The organism is Flavobacterium fluviatile (assembly GCF_010645065.1).
Lineage (GTDB): Bacteria > Bacteroidota > Bacteroidia > Flavobacteriales > Flavobacteriaceae > Flavobacterium > Flavobacterium fluviatile.
In genome coordinates this window covers 237,211-257,602 of sequence record NZ_JAADZW010000001.1, presented here as the reverse complement: position 1 = coordinate 257,602, position 20,392 = coordinate 237,211, and the positions used below count along the sequence as shown (strand labels likewise).

Below are 20,392 nucleotides of genomic sequence, written 5' to 3'. Positions count from 1 at the left end.
ACTCAAATTATTCTATCTACTTAAATCAAAACTTACTTAACTACTTTATTAAACTCTTTTCCAGCTGGGTAACTAAAAACATAGGTTCCTGAGCCCAATGCTACAACCACATTATTATCAACTTCTTTAGCGTTTTTCTTCACTTCCCCTTTAAGAGCACTGCCATTTAAAAGTACTTGGTTCAATTTTGCTTTAGGCAAAGTAACTGTTCCTGTCGTATTGGCTGGTATACTCACTTTATAAATAAAATCATTTCCTTTAATTTCCCAAGCGGATTGTACCAAACCATATAAGGATATAAATTCAGCTTTTGCATTGGTCAAACCTCCACCAGGATGAGGGTGAAAGAAAGTATGTTTGTACCCTGGATTTTGAGGGTCGATACTCAAACCTGCCACATGCGTGTACAACCATTCGCCAATGGCTCCATAGGCATAATGATTAAAACTATTCATACCGTCAATGATAGTTCCATCTGGTTTTTGGGTATCCCAACGCTCCCAAATCGTTGTCGCTCCCTGTGTTACAGGATACAACCAGGATGGATATTGCTTGCGATTTAATAACATAAAAGCCAAATCATCACGACCAATAGCCGAAAGCGTACTGCACAACAAAGGTGTCCCAACAAAACCAGTAGTAAGATGACCAAATTTCTTCACATCATCGGCAAAATACTGAGCCGATTTTTGTCTCAAATCTTTTGGAATCAAATCAAATGAAAGCGCCAAAGCATAAGCGGTTTGCGTATGTGACACCAATCTTCCGTTAGCTGTTAGGTATTCTTTGATAAATGCTTTTTTAACATTATCCGCTAATTTTTCATACTTTGTTGCATCAGCAGTATTCCCTAAAATGGTAGCTATTTTACTCAATAAAGTAGTGGAATAGTTAAAATAAGCGGTTGCAATCAAATCTTTTTCGGTCACTGCACCGGCATAATCGGGTTTATCCGAATGGAAAGCCAACCAATCTCCCCAATGCCAACGGTTTTGATTCCATAAATAATCATCACCAGCATTTTTAGCCATATATTCTACCCAACCTTTCATACTGCTGTATTGTTGCTCTAAAATACGTTTGTCGCCATAGGTCTTATAAACCGTCCAAGGCACAATTACCGCAGCATCTCCCCAAGCCGTAACTCCTCCTAATTTGTTATTCCACATATCTGGAATAATGTTCGGCACTTCGCCATTAGGTTGTTGGTCTAAAGCCAAATCTTTCAACCATTTGGTGTAAAACGAAGCCACATCAAAATTGAAACCAGCAGTCATACTAAACACTTGCGCATCGCCCGTCCATCCTACTCGCTCATCCCGTTGCGGACAGTCTGTTGGGATGTCTAAGAAATTATCTCTTTGTCCCCACTGTATGTTTTTTTGCAGTTGATTAATCAAAGGGTCTGAACAGGTAAAAGTCCCTGTTTGCTTCATATCTGAATGAATTACAATACCTGTAATTTGGGCTGCAGTTGGCACAATTGGTCCTTCGACTTTTATAAAACGAAAACCATGAAAGGTAAAATGAGGTTCAAAAACTTCTTCTGCTCCGCCTTTTAAAGTATAGATATCAGTTGCCTCGGCAGCACGAAGGTTTTTAGTAAAAAAGTTTCCCTCTTTATCCAATACCTCAGCAAATTTCAAAGTCACTACATTACCTTTTTTTCCTTTTACCTTGATTCGTGCCCAACCTACGATGTTTTGTCCTAAATCAAAAACCAATTCTCCAGAAGGTGTTTTAATCGTTTTGATGGGTTTGATTTCTTGGGTGGCTTTCACTGGCAAGCCATTTGAAGCTATTAAAATATCTTTAGAATGATTCAGGATTCCAGCTGGCTTCCATTTAGCATCATTAAAGTCGGCTTTAGCCCAGCCGTCCATTTCTAGTCGGGCATCGTATTTTTCGCCATTATAAATATCGGCTTTCAAGATAGCACCGTAAGATGTTTTCCAATTGTCATCTGTTACAATGGTTTCGCTAGTTCCATCAGTATAGTTTATTCTTAATTGTACCAATAAACCTAATTGGTCACCATAATAGGCACGCAATCCATCCCAACCCAAATAGCCACGGTACCAACCATCACCTACCATTGCTCCTATGGCGTTTTTTTGTTGTACCATTGAAGTTACATCATAGGTTTGATACTGAATACGTTTTTTATAACTAGTAAAACCCGGTGTAAAAAGTTGGTCTCCCACTTTTTTCCCGTTCAAGAACAATTGATACAGACCCAAAGAAGTGACATACACTCTTGCGGAACTCACTTTTTTGGTAGTTGAAAACTCTTTTCGATAGTACTGAGCAGGTAAGGAAGTAGTTGATTTGGCTTCGTCTTTCATGGTAATCCACGACGCTTTCCAGTTATCTTTTTCTAAAATCCCCATTTCCCAATAAGCAGGTGCGCTCCATTCTGAAACTTTGTTTTTATTATCCCAAATGCGTACTTGCCAATAGGCTCTTTGCATGGATTTCAACGGTGTTCCTTGATACTCTACATTTACGGATTGATCGCTTTCTACTTTTCCAGAAGTCCAAAATAAATTCTTCTTTTTTGATAAATTTTCAGCAGAACTAGCTACACGGATTTCGTAAGCTACTTGCTTCGCATTTTGTGTATCTGCAATCATTTGCCAGCTAAATCTTGGTTTTAATACATCAATTCCAATAGGATTCACATGGTATTCACAAACTAATTTACCTACACCTGTTTTAGCAAAAGATACTATCGAAAATGGTATAAGAATGATTAGAAACAAAAAACTTTTAAAATCTAATCCAACATTTTTTTTCATATTAATAGAATGATTAATTATACCCAAAACCATTTTACTACATCTTATAAGGAGAGTAAAACAGTTTGGATTATCATGATTTTTATATTTGAACTTCAACTAAGAAATTTCTAAATAAGTAATATTTAATTCGTAGTGCATTATCTAACCACCAACGTCAATGGATTATCAGCAGTATTAAACAAGACTTCTACAAGCTCAGTCTGAAATAAGTGTAAAAAACACTAACCATCTAATAAAACTTGCTAAAAATTTATATTACAGCACATTAATAATCATTTAATTTCTAAAAAAAGATAATACGCTATCGATTAACACTTAATTAAATTTACCAAAATTTAAATTTACAGTTAAGCAAACGACTCTTTATCCTGTTTTATCCTGTATTGATTTGAAGCCAATAGAAGAAATTTGATTACGCAAGCCTTTTTTTTCATTATTGAAATAACAACTCGTTATTCATTACTGATAGATTATTTTTTTAATTGGTTCTCCTTTTGTTTTTAGTAAATATACCCCTTTAGCAAATAACGAAAGATTAACAACATTTCCCTCTCCAGATAAGATTTCACTCCCTAAAGTAGTATATACTTTCCATGGAGTCGATTTACTTAAATTGAATAAACCGTCTTTACTTGGAACAGGAAAAACTACGATATCGTTTGTACCTTTATTAAATGAATTCACCCCTAGAACACCATCCCTTACCAAAGTCATATAATCATAATTAGGTCCAGCACCTCCTGAGGGAATCTGAAGCTCTAAAACAGAATTGCCCGCATACAAATTAAAATTGTTTGAGATATAAGTTCCATATACTACGGTTCCATTTCCATCAACCTTTTTAATAATGCCTGAAGTCGTTGAACCAACAGCATCAGTAAATAACTGGGTAGCACTTGACAAATCTGGGGATAAAATGGCTGCAGCTATCGGCTTAGAAGTTGTTGATGATGTTTTATAATTAATTTCTAAATGATAACTACCCGATTCGGTTACATAAATAGGATACCTTGTGTACTCCCCACCAGCTAAGCTTGTCGACACATAGCCTGTCCCTCCAATGGCCAAATCAACATCTTTTTCATCTCTATAACCGCTGGTGTCATTTCCTAATGTAGTATCATTATAAGCCACTCCCTGACCCCCCAAAGCATAATCTTCAACCTGTATTGTCCCTGGTACATTTACAATAGTTTTAAAGGGGGTTAATCCATAGTAATCCACACTGATTTTATCTAAACTAAAGCCACCTCCTTGGACGAGCACTTTTAATTCATGTTGTCCTGCCGAAAGCAAAACTTTTATTTTACTAATCGTTTTAAAATCATTGACTCCAGAAGTTTGAGCTAAAGAAAAATTGTTGAATAAATTAACCCCATCGATATCCACACTAACTAGTGAACCAGAACTAACAGCGCTATATAAAAAATTAAAATTATACTCTGCTGTTTTGATAACATTGACACCGTATTTCAACCACTCTCCATTTTGAGTGTCTCCTACATATTTTGAACCATTAAAAGTTCCAACATCTACGCCATCTTTTCCATTTCCTGAACCCAACGTATCCATTGTGTCTGTATCCGAAAAACCTACACCTTGTCCTCCAGACTTGTATTCCTCAGCTTCGATAGCTCCAGGAATGTTTTTCAAGTCAGAATTTAAAATAATGTCCGAAATTTTACTGATGGACAAAGGGGGCAAAGTAATCGTCCCAGAACCTTCTTTAATTAGGACCAAAGGATTCGCATAAAAATCAATAGGAGTTACATACCCTACATTATCAAAAGTTAAGGCTTCGTGCTTAAAAGTATTTGTATAGGCTTTATTATCAATATTTAAAGTGAATTGTACCGGTTTATCCCCTAAATTAACAACAACTGCTGAAGTATTTCCTCCTTTAGTCACCATACGCCCGTTAACCACATTAACAGTCCCAAGTGAGGTACTCAAGGTTTCCGATGACGTAATGGTTCCTTTTAAAAGGGTAGCATCTTTGAATACCCCTCTTATAATTTCATAAACAGACAAATAGCCTCTTTTTTGTAAAGGATAAACTGGTTCTCGATTTGAACCCACCACAACCATTGAATTTAAAACACGATTGAAACTAAACCAATTCGAACGTTCAAAAATATCCTGATTATCAGCCATATACAAATAGGCATCAGCCATCCCCAGACAGGCAGCGCCATGAACATCAGAACCTGCTGAGACCCCCCACTCTGTTAACCAAATAGGCTTTCCTGGAGCGTAATTATTGCGTACCCATTTCACATCAGAATCCAATTCAAGTTTAGCTGTTAATAAGGATTGGTAAGCGGTATTACTTTCACCTGGAACATCTGGATCAGCTCCTAAGTATTTATGAATGGTTACGGCATCAAAATAATTTCCATTTCCGATAATCTTACTATTATAGGTTCCTTGGTTTCTTCTCCAACCTAATGGAATAGAAAGTTTTATATCAGGAAACTGTGCTTTTAACGCTACAGATACTGCCGAAGCTTCTCGTAAATAATCGGCTTCTGTAGCTGTTCGTAACGCTCTTTGATTAGACCAAAAATGTTCGTTTCCTAATTCAATTGCTTTAACTTCAAGGCCTAAATTAATATCTTTCAATGCTCTAGCCACACAACTAGGCCCATCATCAAAATTAATAGAATAAGTCCACATCATATCAAAGCCTTTTTTCCCTGCGTCGGTTCTTTCTTTATTCAAAGAGGCTATGCCGCCTATATTACCTTTGATTCTATCGACATAAATAGCCAAAGTAGCTTCGTGATCTTTATTGTCATAACTATCATTTTGATAGCCATCTGTTTGCCATTGGTAAAAATTAGACCATACTCCATGCGGGAATCGAATGGTTATGGGATCAACCAATCGGATAAAATCTTTTTGTAAACTCGTACTAAACCCTTCGATATTATATCCTAACAAAGTGTTTCTAAATTCCTCTTTAGTAGTGGTATCTACATTTAAAGATGCTGTAATTGTATTAGGTAAAGTAAAAGGATAGGTTTGAGCCATTGCAGGATTAGCAATAAATAATAATGTTATTATTACTGCTTTTATTGAAAAGCTAAAAGTTCGGTGATAAACCGAATTTAGAAATAGTATTTTTGTTTTCATAAATTTGTTTTTTTTGGGTTATTCATCATTAATAATTTGAGTTTATGGATTCCTTGGATGAGAAAAACATAATAAAAAAACCACTAACAAATGATCATCGATGGTATTATAGAAAATTACTTTACGGTTAGTTTAATTGTTGTCAAATCTTTGGCTAAAGATGAAGCTCCAACTGAAATGGTAAAATCTCCTGGCTCCACCACTTTTTTCATTTCTTGATTGTAAATCGATAGATTGTCAAAATTCAATTCAAACTGAACCGATTTGGTTTCACCTGCTTTGAGATGAACACGCTCAAAACCTTTTAGCATTTTGTTGTATCTTCCAACAGAAGCAAAATCATCTCTTACATACATTTGCACAATCTCGTCACCATCACGTTTGCCAGTGTTGGTCACTTCAACCGAAACTGTTGTTTTTTCGTTAACAGTAATGGTCGGCTGAGTTAATTTTAAATTTTTATATTCAAAAGTGGTATAACTCATTCCTTGTCCAAAAGCAAATAATGGTGTTTTATCAGCAAACTTATACAATCCTTTTCCTGAACCTACAAAATCAGGTTTTTCCAAATAAGTAACCGGAATTTGCCCTACCGAACGCGGAAAAGAAACGCTCAATTTCCCTCCTGGATTGTTGTCTCCAAAAATAGTTTCAGCAATCGCCTCACCTGATTTCATGCCTAAATACCAAGTTTCTAAAATCGATGGAATTTTTTCAGCTATAAAATTGATGGACAAAGGACGCCCATTAATCAACACAGCTACAATCGGTTTTCCTGTTTTATGAATTGCTTCTACCAATTCGTTTTGAACGCCAATTAAATCTAAATTATCTCTATCGATTCCTTCGCCACAAGTAAGAGAAGAACCACCAACAGCTAGAATAACCACATCTGAATTTTGAGCTGCTTTTATTGCCTCATCAAATCCAACTTTAGAATCTGTATATAAATCACAACCTTTGGCATAATTTACTTTTATATCTTTCCCTACTTTATCCTTAATTCCTTGTAAAACCGAAACATAATAAGGAGTCGCGCCAGTATAGCCTCCTAACAAAGGAAACTTTCCATTTGGCAATTTATTTTCATCAGCATTTGGCCCTATTACCGCAATGCTTTTAATTTTGTTTTTATCCAAAGGCAATAAATCATTTTCATTTTTCAACAATACGATTGCTTTTTTGGCAATTTTCAAGGATACTGCTTGACTTTCAGGCTTACTAACTAATTTATCAGGATAGGTTTTTCCTAATGTTTCAAACAAACCCAATCTGTATTTAGCCGTTAAAACTCGGCTCACACTTTGGTCAATATTTTTAATAATCGAAGGGTCTCTTTGTAAGGCTTGTTTCAAAACGGCATTTGTATAAGTGGACCATTCCAAACTTTTACCAATTACCAAGTCCATATCGACTCCTGTTTTCAATCCTAAAATGGCTGCTTCTACTCTATCTTTAGCAATCGAATGCATTAAATTTAGTCGTAAAACATCATTATTATCTGAAACAACAAAGCCATCAAATCCCCATTTATCGCGCAACAATCCTTGCAAAAGCACTTTATTCATGTGCATAGGAATACCATTAAAATCTTGATGTCCTGGCATTAACGAACCTACTTTGGCTTCTTTTACAACAGCTTCAAAAGGTGGCAAATGAATTTCAAACAATCTTCTTTCAGACATATCACTAAAACCTCCATTGATACCACGACGGTTTTCAGGATAGCCTACAAAATGTTTGGCCGTAGCCATAATATGATTTTTATCAAAACGTTCATTACCCGTTCCTTGAAGTCCGTTTACAAAGGCAACACCCATTTTGGAAACCAAAAACGGATCTTCACCATAAGATTCTTCCACACGACCATAACGTGGATCACCTGTAATCACATCTAAATTAGGTGAATAACAATGCGTTAAATTAGCCGCTCTGGCTTCTAAAGCAATATGCGTAGTCATTTCCTGAAGCAATTTCGGTTCCCAAGTAGAACCCAAAGCAATCGCTTGCGGATATACTGTGGCATTGTCTAACCACAAGCCGTGCAAACATTCACTGTATTTCATCATAGGAATACCTAAGCGCGTGTTTTCAGGAGCATCTTGCGTTAATTGTTCTATTTTTTCGTCTAAAGTCATTTTTCCCAATAGTACTTTAACCTTGGCAGCAATCTCTGTATTCGATTGCTGTGCAAATCCTAATTGAACATGGGCTACTACTAGCACAAAAAAGAATCTAACAAATAACGAATGTGATTTAATCATTGTAAATAATATTAATACTTTTAGTCTACTCTATTCTAGATTCTAAAATTAGTATAGGGGATTCAAATAGTTGTCCTGCTTTATCGGGATGGAGCATCTGACAAACCCATATAGGCTTTCATTATTACTTTTTAACTATCCCTGGAGCTATTTTAAAATGGATGTTTTTTTGATCTTCAGGCCATTTTTTAATGTTCAACTGTTGGCGCATTTCGTCCCAAACAAAGTCATAAACGGTCGCTTTTGTATTGTTTTTTACTACTTGAAGTCCTTCTTTTTTAATAGGATCATAGGTTAGTATCATGGCATCATCACAAAAAATAGTAAACCCATCTGGATAATGCCTATTGGCTCCCACAAACACAACCGAAGTTCCCTTGTTATTGTCTGATTTTAAGTTAACATGTAGTGTACGGGTGGCAAAATCAAATTTGAATTTCAAAATATCTCCCGCAATCGTTTGGGGATAAGGTCTTGCAATGATATCGGTAATGTATTTACGCTCTACCGTTCCGATGGCATTTTTGTCACTAAAAATAGCCCAGGTTGAAGGTCCTTCTGGCAAAAAATTTTGCATTTTTGGATTTCCCGAAAACCAAGCTTTAATGCTTCCTACACCCATTTCATCAAAGACTTCGGCGGTACGCATATACAATTCAGTATATTTAAGCTGTCCAACTTTTCCACTTACAAGAGTATCTGTTTTAGAAAAAGTAGGAAAACCCCATTCTCCTATAAAAATGGGAGCATTTAGCATGGTCGATTCGCTATCAAAACGTTCCATTACAGGTTTTACCAAATCCATATTGCTCTGGTAAATATGGGGAGCAAAAACCACATTTTTTCGATTAACGGGTGCTTTAATTTCAGCATATTGATTATTGTCCATCCCTTCGCCTTTATTCATAAAAATGGACTGAATCAACACTTTTTTATTTGGATTTATCTTTTGACTTTCATCAATAATTTTTTGGTACAACGGCACAAGGTATTTTGCAGTCAAATCATCGTATGAAATATCCATCGTAAGTTTTCGCGGTTCGTTCACTACATCATAACCTAAAACAAAATCTTCGTTTTTATAACGGTTCCAAATTAACTTCCATGCATCTATATAGGTCGTATGCTCCTTTTTTTTATTCAGCCAAAATTGCTCCCATGAAAAATGCTCCACTCCATAAACCGTCATTTTAAAAACCGTTTTAATTCCTTGTGATTTAGCTAAATTGACAAGTGTGTCCAATTTGAGTATATAATTGTTATCTACTTTGGCACCTTGAAATGTACTGAGTTTCCCTAATTCCAGTCGGATTACTTGAGAATTGGCACCCATTCGCACCATTCGCAGATAATCATCAGCGGTAAAATCACCATCGTTAGTTACCACCACATAGCCTCTAGGGATAACATGCCTGCCTTGTTCGTCACGCAAACCGTGTTTGATTTGGGAAAAAGCCGAACTCATTCCTAAGCTGAACATCAAAATTAAAAGGGTATTTTTCATGTTTTTTTATTATTTAATTAACCCTTAATCGGGTTTGCTTATAGTTGATTGTTATTTTTTAATTTGAAAAGATTTGGAAACCGAATAATCTCCGGTTCTATTAACTTCATCCCACAAACGAACTTTCCAGTAATAGGTTTTTCCCGATTCTAATGATGAACCATTGTAGGCAATATTTGTAGCTTGTGTTTTACGCACTTCTTCGCTGTTCCAAACATCCCCAATATTTTGGTTGAGTTTATCTAAAGAGCTTGAAACTAGAATTTGATACGCTTGTTGTTTGGTAATTTGTTTCGGTACAGTCCAGCTAAATTGAACCAACTTCGCATTCGCTGTTTTATCTTTTGTATTTTCTCCAAAAGTCACTGTTAATCCAGAGGCTAATCCAGAATAAGGGTCGTTATTTTTTGCAATTAATGCCTCGCATTTTTTTCGTAATTCGTTTAATGTTTTTGTATAATTGGTATCCTGAGCTAAATTATGTAACTCGTTAGGATCATTCTTTAAATGGTACAATTCCTCTATTGATTTATCATTTACGTATCGGAAATATTTCCATTCATTCGTACGAACACCTTCACTTGGCGGAATATTTTTAAACTCCCATAAATGTTCAATTAAAATAGCATCACGTTTTAAATTGGAACGAGACGAATTAATCAATGGCACTAAACTTTTACCGTCCCAAGAAGCAGGTTGTTTTACACCTGCCATATCCAAAATAGTAGCGGGTACATCAATATTCAATGCCATTTCATCCACATCTTTATGTTCTTTTATAAGTGGATCGTAAATCATCAAGGGCACTCTAATCGAATTATCATACATTAACCACTTACCCGCCAATTGTCTTTCGCCCAAGAAATAACCATTATCCCCCATCACAATAATAATGGTATTATCAGCCAAACCTTTCTTTTCTAATTCTTTTCGGATTTTAGTAATTTCCATATCCACTCCAGCAATCATTCGGAAATAGCCTTTTACATTGTGTTGGTATTTTTCTGGAGTATCATATCGCCAAGTCCATCTCAAACGATTAAAACCGTCTTTAACTATTTGAGGTAACTTATCAAAATAGCTTTTGTCCGAAAATTTTGCATCGGGAACGGTAGTATTACCAAGAACAAAATCTTGTTCTTTATCCCAAAAATATTGATCTTTTGCAGAATCATGAGCATGAGGAGCACTAAAACTCAATTGCAAGCAAAAAGGCTTGTCCTTCGGAGCTTTGTCTATAAAATCTAAAGCTTGTTGCCCCGTATAACGTGTTAAATGCACCGTGTCTTTTCCGATTGTTTTGTAATAATACCCTCTTCTATCATGAAAAGATGCTTTGCGGTCGTAATCATCATATTCGTTATATAACTCATCTAAATGCTTGTACTTTACACCAAATTTCCCAAAAAGTGCCGTGTAATAACCAGCTTCTTTAAGTACTTTGGGAAAAGCTTCTTGCATGTATTCCTGCTTTATTTCGACCGAGCTAAACGAATATCTATGTTTTCGCTCATGCATTCCACTAAAGATACTAGCTCTACTAGCTGCACAAATTGGTGTGGTGGAAATCGCATTTTTAAAATAAACTCCTTCTCTAGCTATATTGTCCATTTCAGGGGTGTAAGCCAATGGATTTCCAGCATAACCGAGAGCATCAAAACGTTGGTCATCAGTAAGAATAAAAATAATATTGGGCTTTGTTTGTGAATTATGTGTATTAGATGCTGTTTGTGCGTAGGCACATTTCATCTGAACAAAACCCAAAAAAAGTCCACAAAATAGTCTAAGTAAAAGCTTATGTGTAGTCATTATCTAAAAAAAGTATTAATTCATCTTGTAGATTCAAAACCCTTGTTTTATTTCATTTTTTAACTTTATTCGCTTTTTTAAGTTTGTATATAAAAACGAATTCAAAACACCGCAAAACAAAAAATTTATCATTTTTTTACTTCAAAAAATACGGTTAAATAAAACAAGTGAAATTCTTAAAAACAAATTAAAGGGCTTGCTTGAAATAATCTGTCCTGTTTTATACTGCTGCCTCTTTATTATAACGGATTTATCTGATTTTTTCTGGTTAAGAAATGAATTTATAGTTTCTACTTATGCATTTATAATTTATAAGTAAAGTATCAAATAGTTTGTCCTTTAGAATTTTTATTGATGAAAATCGATACTAAAACACTATATAAAAGCTTAGTAAAAACATTACATCATGATTCTACTTATTTCAAAACACCTCAGTAACACATTAAAAATAAATACTTTGTACAAAAATGAACCTAATAAGTACTTTTAAACTTTGTTGAAATATGTACCTCGCTTTATTAATTAATACATTTGATAAACACATATTAAAAATCAAATACAAAAAAAGAAAATGATGACCACCAATTACGAAACACGTTACGCGTCAAGTCCGCAAGCAGTAAAAAAATACGATACGGAAGAACTAAGAAAGGAGTTTTTAATTGATAATTTAATGCAAGTAGGTAAAATCAACCTTACTTACACGCATTATGACCGTTACATTGCTGGTTCAGCAGTACCGACTACAACACTTTCTTTAGATACTATCGATCCTTTAAAATCGAGTTATTTTTTAGAAAGAAGAGAAATGGGAATCATTAATGTAGGTGGAAATGGAGCTGTTATTGCAGATGGCGTTACTTACGAACTTGGTTTTAAAGATGCATTGTATTTAGGAAGTGAAAATAAAGAGGTGGTTTTCAAAAGTGATGACGCAAACAATCCTGCAAAGTTTTATATAAATTCAGCACCAGCGCACAGTAAATTTCCAAATAAAAAAGTAAGTCTTGCTGAAGCCAAAAAATTAGAATTAGGAACATTGGAAACGGCCAATCACCGTACAGTAAACCAAATGATTATTGGTGGAATTGTATCTACCTGTCAACTCCAAATGGGAATGACGGAATTAAAAACAGGAAGTGTTTGGAACACCATGCCTGCTCACGTACACGATCGTAGAATGGAAGTATATTTCTACCTTGATATTCCAGAAAACCAAGCGGTATGTCACTTTATGGGACAACCTCAAGAAACAAGACACATCTGGATGCACAACCACCAAGCGGTAATTTCTCCACCATGGTCGATTCACTCGGGCGCAGGAACTTCCAACTATACTTTCATTTGGGGTATGGCAGGTGAAAATTTGGATTATGGAGATATGGACATTGCCAAAATAACAGACTTAAAATAAATGGCAAATTCTATATTTGATATTCAGGGCAAAGTAGCCTTAATCACGGGTAGCACTCACGGGTTGGGATTGGCAATTGCAAAAGGTTTGGGTAACCACGGTGCTACTATAATTATCAATGGAAACTCTTCGCAAAAAAAAATAGATGACGCTGTTACTCTGCTTACTAAGCAAGGAATCAAAGCCGTAGGTTATAAATTTGATGTAACCAATGAAAAAGAGGTTATTGATGCCATTAACTCAATTGAAAAAGAAATTGGTAAAATAGACATCTTAGTTAACAATGCTGGAATTATTAAAAGAGTACCTCTTCTGGAAATGGAAGTAGATGATTTTAAACAGGTAATTGATATTGATTTGGTAAGCCCTTTTATTGTTTCGAAGCATATTGCTAAAGGAATGGTAGCGCGCAAACAAGGAAAAATCATTAATATTTGCTCAATGATGAGCGAATTAGGAAGAAATAGTGTTGGGGCTTATGCTGCAGCCAAAGGTGGTTTAAAAATGTTGACTAAAAACATGGCTACCGAATGGGGAAGACATAATGTTCAAGTGAACGGAATTGGACCAGGTTATTTTGATACCGAACAAACAGCTTCCATCAACGTGGAGGGAAATGCTTTTAACGATTTTATTATTAATCGAACACCTGCTGCTAGGTGGGGCAAGCCAGAGGATTTAACAGGAGCGGCTATATTTTTATCTTCACAAGCAAGTGATTTTGTTAATGGTCATATTTTATATGTAGATGGAGGTATTTTAGCCACTATTGGGAAGCCGAGCAATGAAATTTAAGATTTTTTACCGAGTTATAATAAAAAATGCTTTGAATTAAAATTTAAAGATTCCGACAAATTTCACAAAACAAATAATTTATAAACAAACACAACTTGATATAATTCTTATTAAAAAATATTAAGTTGTGTTTTTTATAACTCAAATGTGCAGTTCTCTTTAATAACAATATCGAGTGACATAAAATGAGTTGGTTTTAATTCTTCTTGTAGAATAAGTTTTTTATACAAATATTGAACTGCCAAATAACCCTGTTCTTCAGGTTTTTGATTGATTAAAAAAGTAATAAAACCAGAATTTAAATAGTTCACATTCTTTGCTAAAAAATCGTATCCAATAATACGAATGCCTTTTATATCATGTTGCTCTAAGAATTGCGCTACTATATAGGCTCTAGAATTAGGTACAAAAATACTTTTAATAGTCGCAAACATTGCAGTCGTTAACTGACTTTCACCTGAATCCTTAATAGTGATTTCTGAAAAGCTAAAATTAGTAAGTTCTGGATGATCTTCGAAAAAGGTATAAAAGCCTTTAATACGTTGTAAATAAACCGAAGTACTTTCAATCTCACGTGCAATTTTGATAATCAAAACTTCTCGTTCACTCTTTACCGCAAAACTAATCAAACGGCCTGCTAGATAACCGCTTTGAAAAGCATCTTGACCAATATAAAAGTGTGGAATTTCATTTTTAATATCCGAATCTATCATCACTATAGGAATTTCCCGCTTATTAAATTCTTCTAAAAAGACCAGTGATTCTTCGTAAAATATTGGCGAAAAAAGCAATCCAATCACACTGAAAATCAAGTACACTAGAAAACATCTTTTGAAATGAAACAATATCAAAATCATAAAAGAAATAATGAAGCTCAATCCCAAATTTTCCAAATTCTTCACTCGCTTTTTTAACGCCCTTTATTTGACTTTCCCAGTATTCCAACTTTTCATATTTGGGCAAAAAAACAGCAATCTTACATTTTTTATTCGAAGCTAAATTACTCGCAAAAATGTTTCGTTTAAAACCATACTTTTCAATTATGGCATTAACCTTTTCAATATTCTCTTGCGATACCTGTCCTCTATTGTGAATAATTCGATCAACAGTCCCTGGAGAAACATTAGCTAATTCAGCAATTTTTTTTATTGTTATGATATTCTTGATTTTAGAGTTAAATAAGTAAATATTTTGGTAAAAATATTTTTTTTATTTCAATAGTCTGTTTTTTTATACAACTTTTTATATATATTTGTCAAGTCCGTGTTCGCACACGTAAAAACACAACATTATGTCTAAAGAAATTATTGTATTCGGAGAAGTACTCCTTCGCCTTTCTCCCCCAAATCATTCTAAAACATTCAAGTCTAAGTTATTTGAGGTTCACTATGGTGGTGCTGAAGCCAATGTAGGGGCATCTTTATCGCTAATGGGGCTTGATGTAAATTTAGTTTCTTCTTTTCCAGAAAATGATCTTGGTGCTTCTGCTAAAAGTGAAATGCTCTCTTATGGAATGAAAACAACAATTGTAGAACAAGGTGAACGTATTGGAACTTACTATTATGAACATGGAGCCTCTGATAGACCCGGAAAGGTGCTTTATGATAGAAACCACTCCTCATTCTCATTATTAAAAAAAGGAATGATAGACTGGAAAACAATTTTTAAAAATGCCAATTGGTTTCATTTTTCAGGTATTACTCCTGCTCTATCTCAAGACCTAGCAGAGGTATGTGAAGAAGCGCTAATTATTGCTTCAGAAATGGGGTTAACTATTTCTGCCGACTTAAATTACAGACCTTCTTTATGGAAGTACGGCAAAAAAGCAAATGAAGTTATGCCTTCATTAATCAAATATTGTAATATACTTTTAGGAGGCGCTGATGATTCAGAAAATTGTTTAAATATAAAAACAGCACCTGAAGAGCCCTTTGAAAGCGTCTATACTAAATGGCAAGAACACTATCCAAATTTAAAAACTATTGTTTCTACGCTTCGTTTCAAAGCTAATGCTTCATCAAATAGTATTGCTGCCGTACTCTGGTCAAAAAATAAGTTATATCGCTCAAATCAGTTCAACGTTACTCACATAATCGACAGAATTGGAGCTGGTGATGCTTTTATGGCTGGTCTTATTTACGGATTAACAACTTGGCCAGATGAACCCCAAAAAACAGTTGAATATGCGATTGCTGCTTCTTGTCTAAAACATTCTATAGCTGGAGACATTAACTTGTCTACGATCAATGATATTAGCGCATTAATGGATGGTGCAACTGGAGGAAGAGTTATTCGATGATTTAATACTAATTATAAAAAATTATAAAAAGTGAATACTATATCACAAGTTATAACTACAATTACTAACCAAGGAACTTTGCCTTTGTATTATAATACAGATCAAACAGCAAGTATCGAAATATTACGTGCGTTGTATCGCGCTGGAATAAAAGCAGTTGAATATACACACCGAGGAATTGAAGCGACTGAAAACTTCAAAAAAATGATCGCAATCAGAGATGCAGAAATGTTTGATTTGCTTATCGGAATTGGAACCATAAAAAATGCATCTCAAACTGAAACTTATCTTGAACTTGGTGCTGATTTTTTTATAAGCCCTGGCTTTGTTCCTGAAGTAGCCGATTTACTAAAAAGCAAAGAAATTTTATATATACCTGGTTGCATGACACCAACAGACATAATCGCTGCAGAAAATAAAGGCATTCAATTCATAAAATTATTTCCTGGAAATAAAATCGAACCTGATTTTCTTTCGAGTATAAAAGAGATATTTCCTGATTTAATCTTTATGCCAACTGGAGGTGTCGATACCTCTAAAGAAAGTATTAAGGCTTGGTTTGATGCAGGAGTTTCTGCTGTAGGATTAGGGAGCAAACTAATTAGCAAAAAACTAATGGAATCTGCCGACTATCAAACCATCGAAAATCAAACAAAAAATGTACTTAATATAGTGCAAAATATAAAAAAATAAACCAATAAAAATATAAAATGAATTCAATTTTTAATCTTGAAAATAAAATCGCCTTAATTACTGGAGGCGCAGGTGTTCTCGGAAGTAACATGGCACAGGTATTAGCTAAACAAGGTGTAACAACAGGAATTGTTGGACTAACACTAGAAGAAGCACAAGTAACTGTTGCAGCAATCGAGAAAAATGGTGGAAAAGCATTTGCTGTGAAGGGAAATGTTTTAAACCAAGATGAAATGGAAGCCATTCGCGATCAAATTGTGGAGCAATATGGCCGTTTAGATATCTTGATTAATGCTGCTGGTGGAAACATGCCAGGTGCCACTATTGGACCCGATCAAGCTATTTTCGATTTAAAAAAAGACCACTTGCAAAAGGTTTTAGATTTAAACATTATCGGAACTATTTTACCGACTCAAGTTTTTTCTGAGCTATTCGCTAAACAAAAAAATGGTGTGATTATCAATATTTCATCGGCTTCAGCAGAGCGTCCTTTGACAAGAGTTGTGGGTTATTCCGCTTCAAAAGCAGCAATTGATAACTTTACAAAATGGATGGCTGTTGAATTGGCTTCGAAATACGGCGAGGGCATCCGTGTAAATGCAATCGCTCCAGGATTTTTTATTGGAGAACAAAACAGAGCTTTACTACTTACTCCAGACGGTGAATTAACCGCGAGAGGTATCAAAATTATTGACCATACTCCAATGGGACGTTTCGGTGTTCCTGAAGATTTAGATGGTGTTTTGCTTTTCTTATGTAGTGATATGTCTAAATTCGTTACTGGGACGATTATTAAGGTTGATGGTGGTTTTGGTGCTTCAAGTATCTAATTTTTTTTAAAAACTATATAAGAGATCTCACATTTTTTTCGAACCATTAAGGCATTAAGAAAATTAAGAATTGTGATTTTGAAAAATTTAAAATAAAAAGGCTGTTTTAATTTCCTGCAATGTTTTCAAAACCTTGTAGGTATACAATTCAAAACAAGCGAAAACCTATAAGAAAAAAAATGAAGCACTGCTTCGATAAAATACAAATACAACTGTAAAAAATATATAAAAATGGAACAAACTTGGAGATGGTACGGACCTAATGATCCTGTACAATTGGCAGATGCTAAACAAGCGGGTGCAACTGGAATCGTAACTGCTTTACACCATATTAAAAACGGACAAGTGTGGGAAGTGGACGAAATCATGAAACGCAAGAATGAAGTAGAAGCAGCTGGCTTGACTTTTTCGGTTGTGGAAAGTATTCCGGTACATGAGGACATCAAAAAACAATCTGGTGATTATTTGAAATACATTGAAAATTACAAACAAAGTATCAAAAACTTGGCTGCTTGCGGTATTTCTATCGTATGTTACAACTTCATGCCTGTTTTAGATTGGTCAAGAACCGATTTGTCTTACGAAATGCCTGATGGATCAAAAGCACTGCGTTTTGATATCAATGAGTTTGCTGCTTTTGAATTGTTTATTCTTAAACGTCCAGGAGCGGAAGCTATTTATACTGAAGCGCAAAAAGTAAAAGCAAAAGCCACTTTTGAAAAGCTATCGGATGCTGATAAAGTAAAATTGCAACAAAATATTATTGCAGGTTTACCAGGTGCAGAAGAATCGTACACCGTCGAAGATTTCTTAAAGGTTCTTCAAGGATATGACGGTATAGATGCTAAAAAATTAAAAGAAAACTTATACTATTTCTTAAATGAAATTATTCCCGTGGCCGAAAGTGTTGGTGTAAAAATGGCTATTCATCCAGACGATCCTCCTTATCCTATTTTAGGATTACCAAGAGTGGTGAGTACAGAGGCAGATTTGGTACAATTGTTAAACGCTATTGACTCACCATCCAATGGGTTTTGTATGTGTACGGGTTCTTACGGTGTGATTGCTGAAAATGATTTATCCGGAATTGTAGATCGCAATGGAGAGAAAATGAATTTTATTCATTTAAGAAGTACACAACGTGATGCTGAAGGAAATTTCTACGAAGCCAACCATTTAGAAGGTGATGTGGATATGTACGAAGTGGTGAAGTCAATTATAAAAATGGAGCAAAAAACAGGTAGAATCATTCCAATGCGCCCTGATCACGGTCACCAAATGCTAGATGATTTGAAGAAAAAAACTAATCCTGGTTATTCTGGAATTGGTCGATTAAGAGGTTTAGCAGAATTAAGAGGTTTAGAATTAGGTATCAAAAGGAGCCTTTAAAAAATAGTTACATGCAAAATAGCTTTATAACAAACGATTTTTTATTGCACAATGAGGTAGCAAAAAAGCTCTATCATGAGGTGGCCAAAGTACAGCCTATTTATGATTACCATTCGCATTTGTCCCCAAAAGACATAGCGGAAGATCGACAATTTGAAAATATTACTCAGTTGTGGATTGAAGGTGACCACTATAAGTACAGAGCCATGCGTGCCAATGGGGTGCCCGAAAAATATATTACAGGAGATGCTACTGCTTATCAAAAATTCGTAAAATATGCAGAAACAATTCCAAATACGTTAAGAAACCCATTATACCATTGGACTCATTTAGAATTAGAACGTTACTTCGGTATTACCAATTTACTAAATCCAGAGTCAGCAAAATCTATTTTTGATGAATGTAATGCTTTATTAAAAAGGCCCGAATTTAGTGCACGTGGTTTATTAAAAAAAATGAACGTTCGAATGGTGGGCACCACAGATGACCCAACGGATAATTTGTTTTACCATGAAAAGCTAAAGAAAGAAAAATTTGAAATTTCAGTTTTACCTACTTTTCGTCCTGACAAAGCAACGGAGATAGAAAAAGGAGCTGATTTTGTAAAATGGATTCAAAAATTAGAAATTGTTGTTGGTTTTAGTATTCAAAACTTTGCAGATTTAGTAGGAGCATTACAAATACGACATAATTTTTTTCATAAAGTAGGCTGTCGAATCTCAGATCATGGACATTCGACCTTTTATCATGCTAGTGCTACAGACACAGAAATTGATGCAATTTTTCAAAAAGGACTGTCTTTAGAATCCTTAAACCAAAATGAAATTGAACAATATAAAGCAGCGCTATTGCATCGGCTTGCCATTATGAATCATAAAAAAGGTTGGGTACAGCAATTTCACGTGGGGGCGATTCGCAATAATAATAGCAAAATGCTGACGCTACTCGGACCTGATCAAGGATATGATTCTATTGGAGATCAAAATATGGCAGAAAATATGAGTCAGTTCTTTGACAAATTAAACACTGTAAAATCCCTAACAAAGACCATTGTATACAATTTGAACCCACGTGATAATGAAATGATGGCTTCGATGGTGGCTAATTTTAATGATGGAATAATTCCTGGTAAAATGCAATACGGAGCTGCTTGGTGGTTTTTAGATCAAAAAGACGGAATGGAAAAACAATTGAACGTACTTTCTAATTTTGGGCTATTAAGTCGTTTTGTAGGAATGCTTACCGACTCTAGAAGTTTTTTATCGTTCCCACGTCACGAATATTTCAGACGCCTTTTATGTAACATTTTAGGAGAAGAAGTTGAAAAAGCAGAACTTCCGAATGACTTTGAACTAATAGGAGATTTAGTAGCAAAAATTTGTAGTCAAAATGCAATCAGTTACTTTCGATTTGATGCACAGCCTTAAGCTGAAATTTTAAAAGAAATAGCACCTCTCAA

Annotated in this window: 14 protein-coding genes; 7 read left to right on the top strand and 7 right to left on the bottom strand. The window is 34.9% G+C overall.

Annotation, left to right across the window (positions count from 1 at the left end):
- Positions 1-32: 32 nt before the first annotated feature.
- From GXM17_RS00915 to GXM17_RS00895, 5 genes are all read right to left on the bottom strand, one after another.
- A complete protein-coding gene (locus GXM17_RS00915; RefSeq protein ID WP_163397411.1) occupies positions 33-2,798 on the bottom strand; it encodes an alpha-L-rhamnosidase in 2,766 nt (921 codons plus the stop codon).
- A 462-nt stretch (positions 2,799-3,260) separates the two neighbouring features.
- Positions 3,261-5,936: a carbohydrate-binding domain-containing protein gene (locus tag GXM17_RS00910; RefSeq protein ID WP_163397410.1), complete on the bottom strand. Its 2,676-nt coding sequence runs from the start codon at positions 5,934-5,936 to the stop codon at positions 3,261-3,263.
- Positions 5,937-6,052: 116 nt separating this feature from the next.
- Entirely contained in the window at positions 6,053-8,161 is a 2,109-nt protein-coding gene (locus tag GXM17_RS00905; RefSeq protein ID WP_244307302.1) for a glycoside hydrolase family 3 N-terminal domain-containing protein, read from the bottom strand.
- Between the two features lie 163 nt (positions 8,162-8,324).
- Positions 8,325-9,704: a cellulase family glycosylhydrolase gene (locus GXM17_RS00900; RefSeq protein ID WP_163397408.1), complete on the bottom strand. Its 1,380-nt coding sequence runs from the start codon at positions 9,702-9,704 to the stop codon at positions 8,325-8,327.
- A gap of 51 nt (positions 9,705-9,755) precedes the next feature.
- Positions 9,756-11,513 carry a sulfatase family protein gene (locus GXM17_RS00895; protein ID WP_244307301.1) on the bottom strand — a complete coding sequence of 586 codons (1,758 nt, stop codon included), beginning with the start codon at positions 11,511-11,513 and terminating at the stop codon, positions 9,756-9,758.
- A gap of 574 nt (positions 11,514-12,087) precedes the next feature.
- Here GXM17_RS00895 and kduI point away from each other — a divergent pair.
- Together kduI and GXM17_RS00885 are read left to right on the top strand one after the other, a co-directional pair.
- Positions 12,088-12,927: a 5-dehydro-4-deoxy-D-glucuronate isomerase gene (gene kduI, locus GXM17_RS00890; RefSeq protein ID WP_163397858.1), complete on the top strand. Its 840-nt coding sequence runs from the start codon at positions 12,088-12,090 to the stop codon at positions 12,925-12,927.
- On the top strand, positions 12,928-13,722 hold the full coding sequence (locus GXM17_RS00885) for a gluconate 5-dehydrogenase (RefSeq protein ID WP_163397407.1): 795 nt from the start codon (positions 12,928-12,930) through the stop codon (positions 13,720-13,722).
- A gap of 134 nt (positions 13,723-13,856) precedes the next feature.
- Here the strand turns inward: GXM17_RS00885 and GXM17_RS00880 are convergent, their stop codons facing one another.
- The gene (locus tag GXM17_RS00880) at positions 13,857-14,540 is read right to left on the bottom strand and encodes a substrate-binding domain-containing protein (protein WP_244307300.1); all 684 of its coding nucleotides are present in this window, start codon (positions 14,538-14,540) and stop codon (positions 13,857-13,859) included.
- Positions 14,458-14,817 (bottom strand): hypothetical protein, encoded by a 360-nt coding sequence (locus GXM17_RS21740; RefSeq protein WP_244307328.1) that lies wholly within the window; start codon positions 14,815-14,817, stop codon positions 14,458-14,460. The genes GXM17_RS00880 and GXM17_RS21740 overlap by 83 nt, the downstream gene beginning before the upstream one ends.
- 196 nt (positions 14,818-15,013) lie before the next feature.
- Here GXM17_RS21740 and GXM17_RS00875 point away from each other — a divergent pair, with 196 nt between their 5' ends.
- From GXM17_RS00875 to uxaC, 5 genes are all read left to right on the top strand, one after another.
- Positions 15,014-16,021 carry a sugar kinase gene (locus GXM17_RS00875; RefSeq protein WP_163397406.1) on the top strand — a complete coding sequence of 336 codons (1,008 nt, stop codon included), beginning with the start codon at positions 15,014-15,016 and terminating at the stop codon, positions 16,019-16,021.
- Between the two features lie 30 nt (positions 16,022-16,051).
- The gene (locus GXM17_RS00870; RefSeq protein WP_163397405.1) at positions 16,052-16,714 is read left to right on the top strand and encodes a beta/alpha barrel domain-containing protein; all 663 of its coding nucleotides are present in this window, start codon (positions 16,052-16,054) and stop codon (positions 16,712-16,714) included.
- Positions 16,715-16,731: 17 nt separating this feature from the next.
- Positions 16,732-17,544: an SDR family oxidoreductase gene (locus tag GXM17_RS00865; RefSeq protein WP_163397404.1), complete on the top strand. Its 813-nt coding sequence runs from the start codon at positions 16,732-16,734 to the stop codon at positions 17,542-17,544.
- 231 nt (positions 17,545-17,775) lie between these two features.
- Complete coding sequence (gene uxuA, locus GXM17_RS00860) at positions 17,776-18,933, top strand: mannonate dehydratase (RefSeq protein WP_163397403.1); 1,158 nt, start codon at positions 17,776-17,778, stop codon at positions 18,931-18,933.
- A gap of 11 nt (positions 18,934-18,944) precedes the next feature.
- Positions 18,945-20,360, top strand: coding sequence for a glucuronate isomerase (gene uxaC, locus GXM17_RS00855; protein WP_163397402.1), 1,416 nt, complete (start codon positions 18,945-18,947; stop codon positions 20,358-20,360).
- Positions 20,361-20,392 lie beyond the last annotated feature (32 nt).